The organism is Bacillus sp. PK3-067, assembly GCF_056738645.1.
This window is the reverse complement of record NZ_CP096490.1, coordinates 398,331-415,368: the sequence shown is the minus strand read 5'-3', so window position 1 is coordinate 415,368 and position 17,038 is coordinate 398,331. Positions and strand designations below refer to the sequence as shown.

Genomic DNA, 17,038 nt, shown 5'->3' with positions numbered 1-17,038 from the left:
TACACAAAAAGACACTTTGCGCGTACGCAAAGTGCCTGAATATGTGCTTTTACACTCTCCCTACGCTGGCATTATCCAACAGGTTCAAATGGTCAATGACGGACTAGTAGCCATACTCTCAGTTTGTATCCACAAACTCCCATGTGTTTCTTATTCATCTACTTCAAAGTCTACTCTTATTCTAGTAAAATAACAAGTTCTTTACTTTTCTATTTGATATAGAGGCAACTGATAAAGTGAAACTTTAATCAGTTGGGATTTTGTTAACTCCATTAAAAACAGCTGAAATATGGAGCGAAACTGAATCTCAAGAAGATGTATGCTATATTTAACTTATGGAAATTTGAAAGGATGTTTTTAATATGTCAAAAAGCGTTGTAATCGCTGAAAAACCTTCCGTTGCACGAGATATTGCTCGTGTACTGAAGTGTGATAAAAAAGGAAACGGCTATCTTGAGGGTAATAAATATATTGTAACTTGGGCTTTAGGTCATCTCGTTACATTAGCAGATCCAGAAAGTTATGATGTGAAATATAAAAAGTGGAATTTAGAAGATTTACCGATGCTACCTGAGCGTTTGAAATTAACGGTTATTAAACAAACTGGTAAACAATTTAATGCTGTAAAAAGTCAGCTACTTAGAAAGGATGTAAATGAAATTATTGTAGCGACAGATGCTGGACGTGAAGGAGAATTGGTCGCTCGCTGGATTATTGATAAGGTTCGCATTAATAAACCGATCAAACGTCTATGGATTTCATCTGTAACCGATAAAGCAATTAAAGATGGTTTTGCAAATTTAAAACCAGGTAAAGCCTATGATAATTTATACGCTTCAGCAGTTGCGCGTTCAGAAGCTGACTGGTATATCGGTCTTAATGCAACTCGTGCTTTAACGACTCGCTTTAATGCCCAGTTAAATTGCGGCCGTGTACAAACCCCTACTGTTGCTATGATTGCTAGTCGTGAAGATGAAATAAAGAACTTCAAAGCTCAAACTTACTACGGCGTCGAAGCTCAAACAATGGAGAAGCTCAAACTTACTTGGCAAGATGCAAATGGCAATAGCCGTAGTTTTAATAAAGAAAAAATCGATGGTATTGTAAAACGTTTAGATAAACAAAATGCTACTGTTGTGGAAATTGATAAGAAACAGAAGAAGTCATTCTCTCCTGGTCTTTACGATTTAACTGAATTGCAACGTGATGCGAATAAAAAGTTCGGTTACTCTGCTAAAGAAACATTAAATATTATGCAAAAATTGTATGAACAGCATAAAGTACTAACGTACCCTCGTACAGATTCACGCTACATTTCATCTGATATCGTTGGAACACTTCCAGAACGTCTAAAAGCATGTGGTGTTGGAGAATACCGTCCCTTCGCACATAAAGTATTACAAAAGCCTATCAAACCTAACAAATCATTTGTTGATGATAGTAAAGTAAGCGATCATCATGCGATTATTCCAACAGAAGGATACGTTAACTTCTCAGCATTCACAGATAAAGAACGCAAAATTTATGATTTAGTTGTAAAACGTTTCTTAGCTGTTTTATTCCCAGCATTCGAATACGAACAACTAACGTTACGCACAAAGGTCGGCAATGAAACATTCATTGCACGCGGAAAAACGATTTTACATGCTGGTTGGAAGGAAGTATACGAAAATCGATTTGAAGACGATGATGTAACTGATGACGTAAAAGAGCAGATTCTACCTCACATTGAAAAGGGCGATACATTAGCTGTAAAGTTAATTATGCAAACATCAGGTCAAACAAAAGCACCTGCACGATTTAACGAAGCGACTTTACTTTCAGCAATGGAGAATCCTACAAAATATATGGATACGCAAAATAAACAACTTGCTGATACGTTAAAATCGACTGGTGGATTAGGTACTGTAGCGACACGTGCAGACATTATCGACAAGCTATTCAATTCATTCTTAATTGAAAAACGTGGTAAAGATATTCACATTACTTCAAAAGGTCGCCAGTTACTTGATTTAGTACCAGAAGAATTAAAATCTCCTACACTAACTGGTGAATGGGAACAAAAACTTGAGGCTATCGCAAAAGGTAAATTGAAAAAAGAAGTATTCATTTCTGAAATGAAGAACTATACGAAAGAAATCGTTTCTGAAATTAAATCGAGTGATAAAAAATATAAACATGACAACATTTCAACGAAGTCTTGTCCAGACTGCGGTAAACCAATGCTAGAAGTAAACGGCAAAAAGGGAAAAATGCTCGTATGCCAAGATCGTGAATGTGGTCATCGTAAAAATGTATCTCGTACAACAAACGCTCGCTGTCCGCAATGTAAGAAGAAACTAGAATTACGTGGTGAGGGTGCAGGCCAAATTTTCGCATGTAAATGTGGCTATCGTGAGAAATTATCAACATTCCAAGAACGACGTAAAAAAGAATCTGGAAACAAAGCCGATAAACGCGACGTTCAAAAATATATGAAACAACAGAAAAAAGAAGAAGAACCATTAAATAACCCATTCGCAGAAGCATTAAAAAAATTAAAATTTGATTAAACAAAAAGGTTCCTACCTCTATCGGTAGGAACCTTTTATTTTAGTGAATGATTTTACTTCCTTTTGCATTCTCAACAAATTTTTCACTTGATTTGTTAATTGGTGTTTTCAGTAATAACGCAGCAACAATCATAACTACTACGAAAGCACTTAACACAAGTAAATCTCGCGTTACGATATCCCAAAGCATTCCGCCAACTGTTTCACGAATTGCGCTAATTGCGTATGTGAATGGTAAGAACGGATAAATCGCTTGGAAGAACGCTGGTGTCATTTGGATTGGGAATGTTCCGCCCGATCCTGCTACTTGTAGTACAAGTAAAATGATCGCCATCGATTTCCCAACGTTTCCGAAAATAGAAACGAGTGAGTATACGATACAAACGAAGACTCCTCCAATAAATAAACTAAATAACACAAACCAGAACTTATCGACTACGTACGTACCGAGTAAGAATATATCTCCCATCGATACGATAAACGCTTGTGAAAGACCTATCGTTAAGAATGTTAATAAACGTCCGAAGTAAATTTCATGGCTCTTATAATTCGCGCCCTCTTCGTGTACTTCTACCGTTAATAATGAAACCATTAATAATGCGCCTACCCATAATGCAAGCACTGTATAGAATGGTGACATCGCTGAACCGTAGTTCGGCATCGCAAATAATTTATTTTCTTTTAAATTTACTGGATTCGCAAAGTAATCACTTTGCTTTTCAACATCATTTTTCAATAAGCGTATAATGTCTTTTAAATCCTCTTCAGATTCAAAATCACGAATTTTATCTGCTAATTCTTTAATCTTTTTCTCAGTAGCTGGCATTTCAGCTTTAATGTCTGCTAATTTCTTTTTACCATCTACTAAACCTTTTGATGAATCTTCTAGTAATTTTTTAACATCTGGAAGCTTTTTGTCTGCATCATTTAAAATTTGAGTTGTATTTTTCGACATCTCTTTTGTACGAGCAATTGCTGTATTGAAATTAGGTACAATTTCTGAATCATACGTCGATAATACATCTGTTAATTGAGCTGATCCGCCCTTCGCAGCGTTGTTAATACTTTCAATTACATCTTTTGTAGGTTTCTGGCCATTGTTAAGAAGTGTAATCCCCTTATTCGTTGCATCTACACCTTTTTGCAGACTACTTTTCGCTTTGTTTAATTTTGCAATTCCATTATTAAGGTTTTTATCACTATTTACATCCGCTAAAACCTTATTTGTACTTTCTAGAACTGGAATCATATCATCAATTAAACCGATTCCAGATTGGAATTGACCATTTAAGCTATTTAAAGCTACTTTCGTTGAATCTAAACCGTTAATACCTCTATTTTGTACATCTTCTTTTGCTTTCTGTAAATCTGCTTTTGCACCCTCAATACCATTTTTTACTTTATCGTAATCTGCTTTTGCATTATCATATACTGCATTTGCATCAACTTTAGCTTGATCGACTGTGCTAACTGCTTTTTTATAATCTGCTACAAACGTTTCATTATAATCTTTTTCAGCTTGATCAATTAATCCATTTGCTGCATCTAATTTTTGATTCGCTACATCTGTTACATCTTTCTTTACTTCTTGTCCTTTGCCAATAACATTTACAATATCTTTAATACCGTTATTCGCATTTTCCATACCTTTTTTAACATTAGTTAAGTGATCCACTCGCCCTTTGAAAAAGCTTTGACCAAAATCAGTAGTCGCCGATTTTTGAAGTTCAGTAAAGAAATTAATAAGATATGAAATACCATCTGTACCAGTTTGTAATCGTTCTGATACCGCATTTAAATCTCTCTTTGCTTGTTCTGGATCAAACTGACCATTTTGCAATCCATTTAAAACACTTTTCCCATAAGCTGTTCCTGCACGTGATGAACTTAAAACATTATTTACTGTTTGATTAATATTTTGCGCTATACTCTTATAACCATCACTATTCAACTTAGAAAGATCTGGTCTCGCTGGGAATTCAGGTAATCCATTCATTCCAGACAAGTCAGGAATATTTAGTTCTACACCTGGATTCATTAAAAAGTCAGTAAATGCAGCTGCACTATCCATAACGCCTTTTGCTGCTACTAAATCATTTCTTATCGTCCCTGGAGCATTTTTTAATGTTTGATCTTGTCTTGCAAAGAACTTATCTAAATTCGCTAACGCTTCCTGTCCATCATTTATTACACTCTCTACAACAGGTAAATCTTTCTGCGCTACTTTCACAACATCTTCTGCTCGAGTTGCATCATCTAACGCCTTATCCATAAGTGTATTCATTTCTGGGAACTGCGCTTCTAACTTAAATACAAGATCTTTTACTTTTTCGATACTTGGTAAGTTTGTTTCTAAATCGATTCCAAGATCATTGAAAATTTTAAAAATCTCACCGTTTGCTGTTTTTACAAAGTTTTTACTAATTTCTTCTGTAATACCTGATGCACCTTTTGCTGTAATTTTCGGTGCAATCGCATTTACCTTTTCATTTACATAGTAATCAAGTTCTGGTTTTTTAGGATTTTCATCCAGAACAGTTGCAATTTTTTCAGAGAAATCTTTTGGAATCGTAATACTTGCATAATAATCTCCACGCTCAACTCCGTAAATTGCTTGTTTTTCATCTACAAATTTCCAGCCAAGATTTTTGTTTTTCTTAAGGGAGTCTACAATCTCTTTCCCGATATTAATATCTTTCCCTCTTAAATTAGAACCTGCATCTTGGTTAGAAACTGCAATGGGAACCTCTTTTGTATTTCCATATGGATCCCAAGAAGCTTTAATGTTAAACCATGCATATAACGATGGTAAAATCATTAATCCTAAAACAATAACAATTGCAGCCCAATGTTTGGCTACATTCCGTAAATCTGTCTTATAAATACGCCAAATCTGTTTCATAGAAGTTATCACCTAATTATATATTTTTCCTTCTTTAGAAAATGATACATACATTTTGCAATTATATCACTTTCTACATCGTGTATTAACCAAAAACGTACTATTTTTTCCCATTAACTTTCACTTACTTCATTATATAACGAAGTGAGTCAAAGTATGAATACAAAATGACCAAATCGGTTTTACATTCAATAATAACAAATATATATGAAATGTCATAAAAAATACAAGTATTTTCTCTTGGAAATACTTGTATTCCTAAAAAAAATCCTCACAGCTTTTATTCTCTGTGAGGATTTCTTCTATTATATATCCAATTGAACCTCTACACCGAAATGATCTGAAATTACATTTCTGTTTGTACCATTAAAAATAACTTTTGAAGAATGAACTTTTTTACTTTGGTTACACAATATTAGATCGATTCGCAAATTATGTTTATTTTCATCCCAACCAGCAATCTCGCCTTGGACAGTCGTTCCTTCATCCTTCTCTATTGCTAATTCATATGTGTCATACAACCCTTTTTGCATCATATACTCATAACCTTCGCCTTTCAATCGAGCATTGTTATTAAAATCCCCCATTAAGAAGGCGAGCTTATTGCTATCTACACGCTCCATCAAACGATCGACTTGACCTTTGAATGACTCTTCTTCATCATTCCACCAACCGAGATGACAAGAGTAAAACGTTATATCCTTACCATTATAAGCAATTGTTGCACTTACAATTTTACGCGTTTTCCAATACGTTGTATCCTCGTTTTCTGAAATGAAGAACGTATCTTCTTTTATAATATTATGCTTCGTTATAATCGCTAATCCTTCTTCATACACGTCATAACCAATATGAGAGAAATCCCAAGTAATATTGTAATCTTTTACATGTAGCGCTTTTAACTCTTCTAATAGTAAAAGTCCAAAATTATCTTCTTTCTTGTTACCGCATACATTTTCAGCTTGTATGGACTGACTTACTTCTTGCAATGCGATGACATCGTACTCTTCTTCTTGAATTACTTTAGCAAGGTATTGTATCTTTTCTATTTGATTCTCTTCTTGCCAAGAATGACAGTTTAAAGTTAGCAATTTCATATTATTACGCACCTAACATATCTTGAATGTCTGACTTTAATACGTCAGCTTTCGGACCATATACCGCTTGTACACCTTTATCTTTTACAATAAGCCCTAAAGCACCATTTTGTTTCCACTGTGCTTCTGGTGCAACAACATCTAAATCTTTTACTGTTACACGTAAGCGTGTCATACAAGCATCTACGTCAGCAATATTTTCTTTTCCACCTAATAAATCGATAACTTTTGTTGCTAATGAACCGTCTTGTACATTTCCTGTTCCTTCTGATGCCTCATCTTCATTATCAATATAGTTACCTGCACGCCCTGGTGTTGGTAAATTGAATTTTTTAATTAAGAAATTAAATAGTGTAAAGTTAAGACCGAAGAACACTAATGAAACAATAACAAAGTTGATTAAGTCTCTTGTTAAACCTGCGTTAACCATCATTGGCGTACGAGTAATTAACTCAATAAATCCAAATGCATGAACACGTAAGTTAATTAAATCAGCTAGCGCGAATGCAAGTCCTGTTGTAATAGCATATACAACATATAATACTGGAGCAATAAACATGAACATGAATTCAATTGGTTCTGTTACACCTGTTAAGAATACTGCTAATGCTGCTGATAAAAACATTGGTTTATATTTTGCACGCTTTTCTTTATCAACGTTACGGAACATCGCAAATGCAATCCCCATTAACGCTGCTGTTGAGCCGATAACTTGTCCAGCTTTGAAACGAGCTGGTACAACGTTATTTAATAAATCGTTATATGCCTTCGTATCTCCATTTGCTAATAAATTATTTAAATCTGTAATCCATGCAAGCCATAATGGATCTTGCCCTGCTACAACTTGTCCAACTTTTGAACCAGTTAGCATCGTATATGTTCCGCCTAGCTCTGTATAGTTCATCGGAATCGTTAACATATGGTGTAAACCAAATGGTAATAATAAACGCTCTAACGTTCCATATACAAACGGTGCAACAACTGGTGCACTATCTTTTGAAGCTGCAATCCAGCGACCAAATTCATTTAACCCACTTTGGATGAATGGCCATAGAAGTGATAATACAATCGCAGTAACTGTAGACCAAAGAATTACAACGAATGGTACAAATCGTTTTCCATTAAAGAATGCTAATGCCTGTGGCAGTTTATTATAGTTATAATATTTGTTATATAAAGTAGCTCCTAAGAAACCTGTGATAATCCCTACGAACACTCCCATGTTTAATGCAGGTGCACCAAGTACAGAAGTAAAGTAATCTTTTACAATTAAATCTCCCGCTATTACTGAAGAAACTTTCGCTTTTGAATCCGCTAACATTTCAGCGTTTACCCCAAATATAGCTCCTGTAATTCGGTTTGTTAAGACGAATGCTAATAGCGCTGCAAATGCACCACCTGCGCGATCTTTCGCCCAAGATCCCCCAATTGCTACTGCGAATAAGATGTGTAGATTTGTAATGATTGCCCAACCGATGTCTTCCATTACGCGAGCGATTGTATGAACTGCGTTAACATCCCCAGCAGACATACCAATTAACTTACCGATGGAAATCATTAAACCAGCTGCTGGCATTACGGCTACAACAACTAATAACGCTTTCCCGAACTTTTGCCAAAAATCAAAAGACGTAATTTTCATCTGTTCTTCCTCCCCTTTATTTATAAAAACATAATGATTTAAATTATAATTTCTGTTCCCTTTATGAAAACGATTCCTTATGTTACTTTATTTTTATCTTTACGCAACCGTTTTCATAAATCTATTTTAATAAAAGCGTTTTCACTTTGCAATAGAAATTTATTTTTTTTCATAAAAAAAGATGCTCAAAGAGCATCCTTTTTTATTATGAAATGCGATAAACCCTTGTTTCATAAGGCTTTAAAGCAATTGTTGTTACTTCTTCATGTTCCGCAACTTCATAGTTATTTAAAAGCAAACGTTTGCGTTCTAGTGCAAATGAACCCTCATTATACACAGCTTCCTCTTTTGAGATATTACTAATTACAATGACTTTTTCATCCTGTAACGTACGTGTATATGCATAAATTTGTGGATCGTCTTCTAAAAGTAAATCATACGTACCATAGTTCAGTACATCGTGCTCTTTTTTCAGGGCAATCATTTTCTTATAGAAATTGAAAATAGACTTTTCTTCATTTTTTTGCTTTTCAACATTAATTTCTTTGTAATTTGGATTCATGCTAAACCAAGGTGTACTTGTTGTGAAACCAGCATTCATCTCATCATTCCACTGCATAGGTGTACGTGAATTATCGCGGCAAGAAGCCCATATAATCTCCATCATATCTTGATGTGGTACGCCCTCTGCAATTTTCTCGCGATATAAATTTTTAATTGCTACATCATCGTAATCTTCAATATTTGGTAACTGAACATTTGTCATACCAATTTCTTGGCCTTGATAAATAAAAGGTGTACCGTGCATAAAGAAATACATCGCCCCTAGAGCTGTTGCACTTTCACGCCAATATTGTTTATCATCTCCCCATGTTGAAACGATACGTGGTTTATCGTGATTCTCAATATATAAAGCGTTCCATCCTTTATTTTCTAATCCTTTTTGCCATTTCGTTAATACTTTTTTCAATCCTACAACATCAAGGTCTTTCTTCTTCTCTGCATCCCATAAACTTAAATGTTCAAATTGGAATACCATATTGAACTTACCTTGCTCTTCTCCAACCCAAAGCTCAGCATCTTCAATCTTAACACCATTTGCTTCACCAACAGTCATAATATCGTACTTAGAGAATGTATTTTCTTTTAGCTCTTCTAATAAAGGTTGAATACCTTTCACATTCATATGTTTATCAAAAGATGGCACATATTTTAACCCTTTTGGATTTGGCATATCCTTGAGGCCTTCTTCTTTTTTAATATGACTGATCGCATCAACGCGGAAACCATCAATACCTTTATCAAGCCACCAATTAACCGTATCGTATAGTACTTCGCGAACTTCTTTATTCTCCCAGTTTAAATCTGGTTGTTTACGTGAGAATAAATGTAAATAATATTGTTCTGTTTCTTCATCATATTCCCATGCCGAACCATTAAAAATACTTTCCCAGTTGTTTGGCTCCGCACCATCTTTACCATCATGCCAAATATACCAATCACGCTTCGGATTATCTTTAGATGAACGTGATTCAATAAACCATGGATGTTCATCACTCGTATGATTAATAACTAAATCAATAATAAGCTTCATATCACGCTTATGAACTTCATCTAGTAAAGCATCAAAGTCTGCCATTGTACCAAACTCATCCATAATATCTTGATAATCACTAATATCATAACCATTATCATCATTAGGCGACTTATACATTGGACAAATCCAAATTACATCTATACCTAAATCTTTTAAATAATCCAGTTTTGCAATAATACCTTGTAAATCTCCAATACCATCACCATTTGAATCCATAAAGCTTCGTGGATAAATTTGATAAGCAACCGCTTCTTTCCACCATGTCTTATTCATAGTCATTCTCTCCTTTTGCATCCCATCGGAAATTTTATGCAAACGTTTTCGTAACACTATCATAACAAAATATGAACAGTTTGCAACTGTTTTCATTGAACTCTATGTAGATTCTTTATTCTTATGCTTTATTTATTTCTCACAAAGGTAAATCTCATTCTTCACCTCTCCTTGTCCACGCGTATTACAGACATTTTTCATATATTAATAAAAAACTCTGATTATTTTAGAAAGGAGTAATAAATTGAAGCAAACAAAATTAACAGGGCGTATCGTTGTTCCCACAGATCCTGACTACGACGTAGCCCGAATGAATTTAAATTTAAGTATTCCAAAACTCCCTTGTATTATTGTTTTTTGTCAAAATAACAAGGATGTCTGTAACGCCTTAAAATGGGCACGTGAACGTCATATACCATTTCGGTTAAGAAGTGGACGTCATAGCTATGAAAATTTTTCTCTTTTAAATAGAGGACTTATTATTGATGTGAGTGAAATGCATCGCATTACTGTTAATACAGAGAAATTAACAGTAACAATTGAGGCTGGTGCAAATCTTGGCACTGTTTATAAAGAACTTTGGAATTACGGTGTTACAATTCCTGCTGGTACAAGTGCAAGCGTTGGAGTTGTTGGATTAGCACTTGGCGGTGGTATTGGTATGCTTTCGCGCTTATTTGGATTAACATGTGATCAATTAATGGAAGTGGAAATGGTACAAGCGTGTGGAAAATTTGGTGCAAAACTCATTCGTGCAAATGAACAAGAAAACTCTAACCTTTTTTGGGCATGCCGTGGTGGCGGTGGTGGAAACTTCGGAATTGTCACTTCCTTAACTTTTCGAGTCCACCCGATAAAAAATGTATCAATTTTCTCAATTACATGGGAATGGGAAGACTTTATTGCTGCATTTCAAGCGTGGCAAAACTGGGCACCTTATATAGATGAACGTCTCACTTCATCGATCGAATTATTCGCCAAGCAACGAAATAAAATTGAAGCACAAGGCGAGTTTGTCGGTTCTCCCTCTGAACTCCATTCCCTATTATCCCCTCTTCTTGAAACTGGTAGCCCCTCTCTCTTTATAGAAGAAGTTCCTTATATAAAGGCTGTTGAATTTTTTAATGGAGGTAACATCCCTGAAAATTTTAAGCGCTCTGGTTCCTATGTCTATAAACCTATTCCCCTTAAAGGCATTCAAATCATGCAATCCTTTCTTTCTCATGCACCAAATAAAGATGCTAGTATTTGGCATCAATCGCTCATAGGTGCTGTTGAAAATATTTCGCCGAATGAAACGTCTTATTTTCATCGTAAAGCAATTATTGCTCAAGAATACATTACCTCTTGGAAATGCGATGATGAAGAAAATCGAAATATACGCTGGGTTAAAGGTTTACGAGAAAGCTTAGATCCTTATACACTAGGTGACTATGTGAACTGGCCCGATATCGACATTAAAAATTGGCAAACTAGTTATTATGGCTCTAACTTTCACAGATTACGTAAAGTAAAAACCATGTATGATCCTTGTGATGTTTTTCATTTCCAACAAAGTATTCCTCCTTTTCATACGTGAAAAAAGGGGATAACATAAAAAAATCATCCAATATACCGTTACCTCGCAGTATGTTGGATGATTCAAGTTGATTTTCTATATCGTTTCAAATTCTTGCTCCTACTCATAAACTTTTACTTACAGATTAATTGTATTTCGTATCATTTTCATGCAATGAATGTAATTTAATATTTGGTACTTTATCTTTTTCAATACCTCTATTATAAGAAACAGGAACTTGAAATTCAAATTGCTTTGTCTCATGTTTTTGTAAATAGACTGGTTTCGGTACTGGATAGCTTTTTGAATTCTCGTTTGCATTATCATATAAAACAACTTTTAATGCTTGTGAATGATTACGATAATTTTTTAAAGTAACAATGCACTTCGGTTGGATATTCTCTCCATTTTTCTCCATTCTACACTGGCTATCTTCTTTTTTATATTCTATTGCTTCTACCCCTGTTTTTCCTGCATAATACCATGTTTTATTCAATGTCTGGAGGATTGTATTTAAAATAAACGGCATCATTACAATCAAAATACTAGTACCTACTACTTTTATTTTATTCATTTTTCTAAATGTACTAGACTCCTTTTTTCCTAGCCATTTTAAAAATAATATAAATGCAATTACATGTAGTATGAAAGAAACAATCAATATATTTGAGACTTTATAATCCATATAAACATACGTATGTATCGGAATCTTATAGACATTGAATAGTTTTTCCCCAATTAATTCATTATCATTTGGAATTTTTAATAATAACAAAACCCCTATACTGTAACAAATAGCTACTAATCGATCATACTCAATACGAATCATTCTTTCTCCCCTTCACTTTGTATTTTATTATCGATTTTAGCTATTATTACCATACTATACAATCTTTTTATAGAGGATAACGTAAAAAAGTTCCTTATAAATATATAAAGAACCTTATTAATATACAATATGAATTAAAAAATCAATATACAATTTTCACATAGAGATTTCTTCAAAATATGTTGGATCATGTATTGTAATTTTTTTATCTAAAATTGTAACAATGCTATCATTTTTTAATTGTTTTAATACGCTGCTAACTGTCTCTCGAGATGTTCCAGATATTTTGGATATTTCAATTGTTGTAAGTGGACATGAAATTACAATCTTTTCTCCACTCTGTTCTCCTAAATCCTGCATTAAATAATTTAACGTTTGGATAACACGATCTTGTGCATTAGGAATTGTAATATTTTGCACTCGATTTTCGTTCAATTTTAATATAGATGATAATTGCTGAACAACGTACATCAATTGTGTTCTGCTGGACTTTACCATATCTTCAAAGATTACCGTTGGAATATAATATACCTCCACATCCGTCATTGCTTCTGCTGTATAGTTATATCCTCTGTCTGTAAACATACCACCATAAGGAAAAATAGAATACCGCTTTACATAGTCATCGTATAATAAGTTCCCATTTTGATTAACCCGCTCTAACTTTACAAAACCATCTAACATGAAGTAAATTCTTTCCCTTGAATCCCCTTCTAAAAATAAAAATTGACCTTTTTTATAAGTTCGCCAATAAACAAACTCTGTTAAGCCTTTCAATTTTTTTTCTGTTAAATGAGCAAATAATTCGAACTGCTTTAAGTCTTTCACTACGTTCCGTCTATTCATAAAATTCCCTCTCTCTTGCTGTATGTTGGAGCGAAAAATCAAGAAAGCGTATTCAATTTGAATTTTATCATAATTAACTTGTATATTCAGATTTCATCATGAAAACTTTATGAACAATGAGTACAAAAAATATTAATAAATAAAAAGAATGAAGTTATTAACCTCATTCTTTTTTTACTACTAAGTAGCGTACATAATAATTTAAACATACATGCATACATTCTGTTTTGAAATAATAGTACCGGCTTTTTCTTCTAGTGCTTCATATACTTTTTCTAAAGACGTAATAATCGTTTTTCTTTTTGGATTTGTATTAACAAAATTAATAGCAGCTTCGATTTTTGGAAGCATGCTTCCCGCAGCAAATTGTTGTTCTTCAATATATTCTTCTAATTGATTCACTGTGACATGCTCTAATTTTTTTTGATTCGGTTGATTATAATTTACATATACATAATCAACTGCAGTTAAAATAACGAGCGTATCGGCATCTACTAATTCTGCTAATTTCTGCGCAGCGAAATCTTTATCGATAACCGCTTCAGTTCCTTTTAACCCTTCTTCAGAATCAATTACTGGAATTCCACCTCCGCCCACAGCTATCACTATGTTTCCATCTTCGACCAAAGAATTAATCACTTTATGTTCATGAATACTTACAGGCTTCGGTGATGGAACAACACGTCTCCATCCTCTACCAGCATCTTCTTTAAACACTGCTTTTGTTTCATCCATTAATTTTCTGGCCTCTTCTTCTGTATAAAAAGGACCAATTGGTTTAGTTGGATTTTTAAATGCCTCATCTTTTTTATCCACAACAACACGTGTTATAACCGTTGCTACATCTTTGTTTATATTCCGTTTTTTCAATGCCTTTTCAATTGCATTTTCCATCCAATATCCAATCATCCCTTGGCTCATTGCCCCACAAGTATCTAATGGCATTGCAGGTGTCTTTTCCGTTTCTGCAGCTTTTTGCTGTAATAAAATATTCCCCACTTGTGGGCCATTTCCATGCGCAATTACTATATCCACATCATTTTCCATTATTTTCACAAGTTGTTCTGCCGTTTTTTCCAACGCTTCTTGCTGCGCTCCCGCAGTAGCTTCTCCAGACTGTATCGCATTTCCCCCTAGTGCAACTACAATTTTTCTTCGTGCCATATTCCAGCCCTCCAGTTGATTTCGCTTTCACAGCGCTTTATAAAGTAATACTGCCTGTAATTAATCCATAAATCGCAAAGAATGCTAAAGCACCAATTGCTACGGATGATGCTAATTCCACTCGAGTAAATATTTGCTTCGAACTCTTTTGCTTTTGAACATTGTAAAAAATAAAAATACCTGGCGCATATAAAGTCATTGTTAATAATAAATACTCTAAACCGGCTGCATAAACTAACCACACGCCATAAATACTTGCGATCAAGCCAATTATTATATTTTTATTTCGATCTGCTTCTTCAGACTTTAAGCTATGCTTCAGTTGATAAAATGCTGAAAAAGCATATGGGATTAAAATAGCTGAAGATGCTAAAGAGAATGCAAAGTTATACGCCTGATCAGAAACGACGAATGTTAACAAGAATATTTGTATTAAACCATTTGTTATCCATAATGAATTTACTGGAGCCTTATTTTTATTTTCTTTTGCGAACCATTTTGGAAATACTCCATCTTTAGCCGCTAAATATGGAATTTCAGAAGCGAGCAAAGTCCAACCTAACCAAGCACCTAATACAGAGATGACTAAACCTAAATTAATAAAGATAGCACCCCATTTTCCAACAACACTTTCAAACAAATAAGCCATAGCCGGATTTTTCAAACCTGCAATGTCTGCTTGCTGCATAAGTCCAAGAGACAATAATGTGATTAAAATGTAAATGATGAGTGTACCAATTAAGCCAATAACGGTTGCTTTCCCTACATCACTTCTATTTTTTGCTCGACTGGATAAAACAACAGCCCCTTCTACCCCAATAAATACCCATAAAGTTACAAGCATTGTACTTTTAACTTGGCTGCCAACTGCTCCCCATGAAAAAGAACCAGTTTGCCCCCAAAATCCATCTAAGAACGTATCAATATGAAACGCAAAGATTCCTATGACAATAAATACAAATACAGGTACTAATTTTGCGATTGTAGTTACTAAATTCACAAGGGCTGCTGATTGAACTCCACGTAAAATTAACATGTGAACACACCACAATAATACGCTTGCACCAATAATGGATTCTACATTTTGACCGCCTTCAAAGATCGGGAAGAAATATCCTAATGAAGAAAACAATAATGTACCGTAAGCTACATTCCCAAGCCAAGCAGATAGCCAGTATCCCCACGCACTATTAAACCCCATAAAATTACCAAACCCTGCTTTTGCATAGCTAAAAATACCACCATCTAAATCTGGCCGTTTTACAGTTAGATTTTGAAAAGATAATCCGAGTGCAATCATCCCAATTCCTGTTATAACCCAGCCAATAATAATGGCTCCAGCACCAGCACCTTTTGCCATATCACTCGCTAAATTAAAGGCTCCACCGCCAATCATAGACCCAACTACAAGAGCCGTTAGTGTAAACAACCCTAATTTCTTATCTTCACCCATTCCACTCACCTCTCTTTAATTGCAATAACAATACAAAAGCAATAGTGAATGATCGTGTCTAAAGGAGGAGAAAGAAGAAAGGAAGACTCCCTTTCTTCTTTACTCCATGTTTCCTAAAGTAGCTGCCATAACCGCTTTAATTGTATGCATTCTATTTTCAGCTTGATCAAATACTTTTGAATGTTTACTGCGGAATACTTCGTCAGTTACCTCCATTTCTTTCAACCCATATTTCTCGTAAACTTCTTCGCCATACATCGTTTCAACATCATGAAATGCAGGTAAACAATGTAAGAAAATCACGTTTTTATTCCCTGTTTCTTTAATCATTTTCATATTTACTTGATAAGGTCTCAATAACTCGACACGTTCAGCAAATTTTTCTTCTTCCCCCATAGACACCCATACATCTGTATAAATTACATCTGCATTCGCAACAGCTTCTTCCACATTACTTGTTATCATTACTTGTTCATTATATTTTTTTGCTAAATCAATTACTTCTTGTGCAGGCCATAAAGATTCTGGTGTGCAAATACGTACATCCATTCCAACGATTGCTCCACCAACTAGTAAGCTATTAGCAACATTATTTCGTCCATCGCCAACGTAAACGAGCTTCACATTTTTCAACTTCCCTACATGTTCTCTAATTGTTAATAAATCTGCTAGTGTTTGTGTTGGATGCCACATGTCTGTTAATCCATTCCAAACTGGCACACCAGAATTTTGTGCTAAAGATTCTACAGTCTCATGATTAAATCCACGAAACTCAATTCCGTCAAACATACGCCCTAACACTTTTGCTGTATCCTCTACAGATTCTTTTTTCCCAAGTTGAATATCACCTTTCCCTAAATATTCAGGATTTGCCCCTAAATCTGTACATGCTACTGTAAATGCACAACGCGTACGAGTAGAAGTTTTTTCAAATAAGAGCGCTACATTTTTACCTTCTAAATAATGATGCGGGATACCGTTTTTCTTTTTCTCTTTTAATTCTGCTGCCAAATCTAGAAAATATAACAATTCTTCTTGTGTAAAATCTTTTTCTGCTAGAAAGCTTCTTCCTTTTAAATTTGGTCTAGTCATTAACATAATTCATCCCTACTTTCTCCGTTATTT

11 protein-coding genes and 1 riboswitch are annotated in these 17,038 nt (G+C 34.5%); of the genes, 2 read left to right on the top strand and 9 right to left on the bottom strand.

Going from position 1 to position 17,038, the window contains the following annotated elements:
* Window positions 1-40: 40 nt before the first annotated feature.
* Window positions 41-153: riboswitch (TPP riboswitch) on the bottom strand.
* A 209-nt stretch (window positions 154-362) separates the two neighbouring features.
* A complete protein-coding gene (topB, locus tag M1D73_RS02185) occupies window positions 363-2,552 on the top strand; it encodes a DNA topoisomerase III (RefSeq protein ID WP_098212574.1) in 2,190 nt (729 codons plus the stop codon).
* A 40-nt stretch (window positions 2,553-2,592) separates the two neighbouring features.
* Here topB and M1D73_RS02180 read toward each other — a convergent pair whose 3' ends face one another.
* From M1D73_RS02180 to M1D73_RS02165, 4 genes are all read right to left on the bottom strand, one after another.
* Window positions 2,593-5,454, bottom strand: a complete 2,862-nt coding sequence (locus M1D73_RS02180; protein ID WP_000810080.1) for a YhgE/Pip domain-containing protein — start codon at window positions 5,452-5,454, stop codon at window positions 2,593-2,595.
* Window positions 5,455-5,759: 305 nt separating this feature from the next.
* On the bottom strand, window positions 5,760-6,551 hold the full coding sequence (locus M1D73_RS02175; protein ID WP_000771986.1) for an endonuclease/exonuclease/phosphatase family protein: 792 nt from the start codon (window positions 6,549-6,551) through the stop codon (window positions 5,760-5,762).
* A 4-nt stretch (window positions 6,552-6,555) separates the two neighbouring features.
* The gene (locus M1D73_RS02170; RefSeq protein ID WP_000705560.1) at window positions 6,556-8,193 is read right to left on the bottom strand and encodes a PTS transporter subunit IIBC; all 1,638 of its coding nucleotides are present in this window, start codon (window positions 8,191-8,193) and stop codon (window positions 6,556-6,558) included.
* Window positions 8,194-8,398: 205 nt separating this feature from the next.
* Window positions 8,399-10,063, bottom strand: a complete 1,665-nt coding sequence (locus tag M1D73_RS02165) for a glycoside hydrolase family 13 protein (protein WP_001044710.1) — start codon at window positions 10,061-10,063, stop codon at window positions 8,399-8,401.
* 244 nt (window positions 10,064-10,307) lie between these two features.
* Between M1D73_RS02165 and M1D73_RS02160 the strand changes: the two genes are divergently transcribed.
* Window positions 10,308-11,642, top strand: coding sequence for an FAD-binding oxidoreductase (locus M1D73_RS02160; protein ID WP_121868415.1), 1,335 nt, complete (start codon window positions 10,308-10,310; stop codon window positions 11,640-11,642).
* A gap of 124 nt (window positions 11,643-11,766) precedes the next feature.
* Here the strand turns inward: M1D73_RS02160 and M1D73_RS02155 are convergent, their stop codons facing one another.
* From M1D73_RS02155 to argF, 5 genes are all read right to left on the bottom strand, one after another.
* On the bottom strand, window positions 11,767-12,450 hold the full coding sequence (locus M1D73_RS02155) for a hypothetical protein (protein WP_000619186.1): 684 nt from the start codon (window positions 12,448-12,450) through the stop codon (window positions 11,767-11,769).
* A 156-nt stretch (window positions 12,451-12,606) separates the two neighbouring features.
* The gene (locus tag M1D73_RS02150; RefSeq protein ID WP_001081905.1) at window positions 12,607-13,296 is read right to left on the bottom strand and encodes a Crp/Fnr family transcriptional regulator; all 690 of its coding nucleotides are present in this window, start codon (window positions 13,294-13,296) and stop codon (window positions 12,607-12,609) included.
* A 201-nt stretch (window positions 13,297-13,497) separates the two neighbouring features.
* Window positions 13,498-14,460 (bottom strand): carbamate kinase, encoded by a 963-nt coding sequence (gene arcC / locus M1D73_RS02145; RefSeq protein ID WP_000113951.1) that lies wholly within the window; start codon window positions 14,458-14,460, stop codon window positions 13,498-13,500.
* A 37-nt stretch (window positions 14,461-14,497) separates the two neighbouring features.
* The gene (gene arcD / locus M1D73_RS02140; protein ID WP_000503412.1) at window positions 14,498-15,913 is read right to left on the bottom strand and encodes an arginine-ornithine antiporter; all 1,416 of its coding nucleotides are present in this window, start codon (window positions 15,911-15,913) and stop codon (window positions 14,498-14,500) included.
* 99 nt (window positions 15,914-16,012) lie between these two features.
* Entirely contained in the window at window positions 16,013-17,011 is a 999-nt protein-coding gene (gene argF / locus M1D73_RS02135; RefSeq protein ID WP_000930294.1) for an ornithine carbamoyltransferase, read from the bottom strand.
* Window positions 17,012-17,038 lie beyond the last annotated feature (27 nt).

What these genes read in the sequence shown, in the direction of transcription:
- topB (WP_098212574.1), top strand. Translation starts at nt 363, where the DNA reads ATGTCAAAAAGCGTTGTAATCGCTGAAAAACCTTCCGTTGCACGAGAT.
- M1D73_RS02180 (WP_000810080.1), bottom strand. Translation starts at nt 5,454, where the DNA reads ATGAAACAGATTTGGCGTATTTATAAGACAGATTTACGGAATGTAGCC.
- M1D73_RS02175 (WP_000771986.1), bottom strand. Translation starts at nt 6,551, where the DNA reads ATGAAATTGCTAACTTTAAACTGTCATTCTTGGCAAGAAGAGAATCAA.
- M1D73_RS02170 (WP_000705560.1), bottom strand. Translation starts at nt 8,193, where the DNA reads ATGAAAATTACGTCTTTTGATTTTTGGCAAAAGTTCGGGAAAGCGTTA.
- M1D73_RS02165 (WP_001044710.1), bottom strand. Translation starts at nt 10,063, where the DNA reads ATGAATAAGACATGGTGGAAAGAAGCGGTTGCTTATCAAATTTATCCA.
- M1D73_RS02155 (WP_000619186.1), bottom strand. Translation starts at nt 12,450, where the DNA reads ATGATTCGTATTGAGTATGATCGATTAGTAGCTATTTGTTACAGTATA.
- M1D73_RS02150 (WP_001081905.1), bottom strand. Translation starts at nt 13,296, where the DNA reads ATGAATAGACGGAACGTAGTGAAAGACTTAAAGCAGTTCGAATTATTT.
- arcC (WP_000113951.1), bottom strand. Translation starts at nt 14,460, where the DNA reads ATGGCACGAAGAAAAATTGTAGTTGCACTAGGGGGAAATGCGATACAG.
- arcD (WP_000503412.1), bottom strand. Translation starts at nt 15,913, where the DNA reads ATGGGTGAAGATAAGAAATTAGGGTTGTTTACACTAACGGCTCTTGTA.
- argF (WP_000930294.1), bottom strand. Translation starts at nt 17,011, where the DNA reads ATGTTAATGACTAGACCAAATTTAAAAGGAAGAAGCTTTCTAGCAGAA.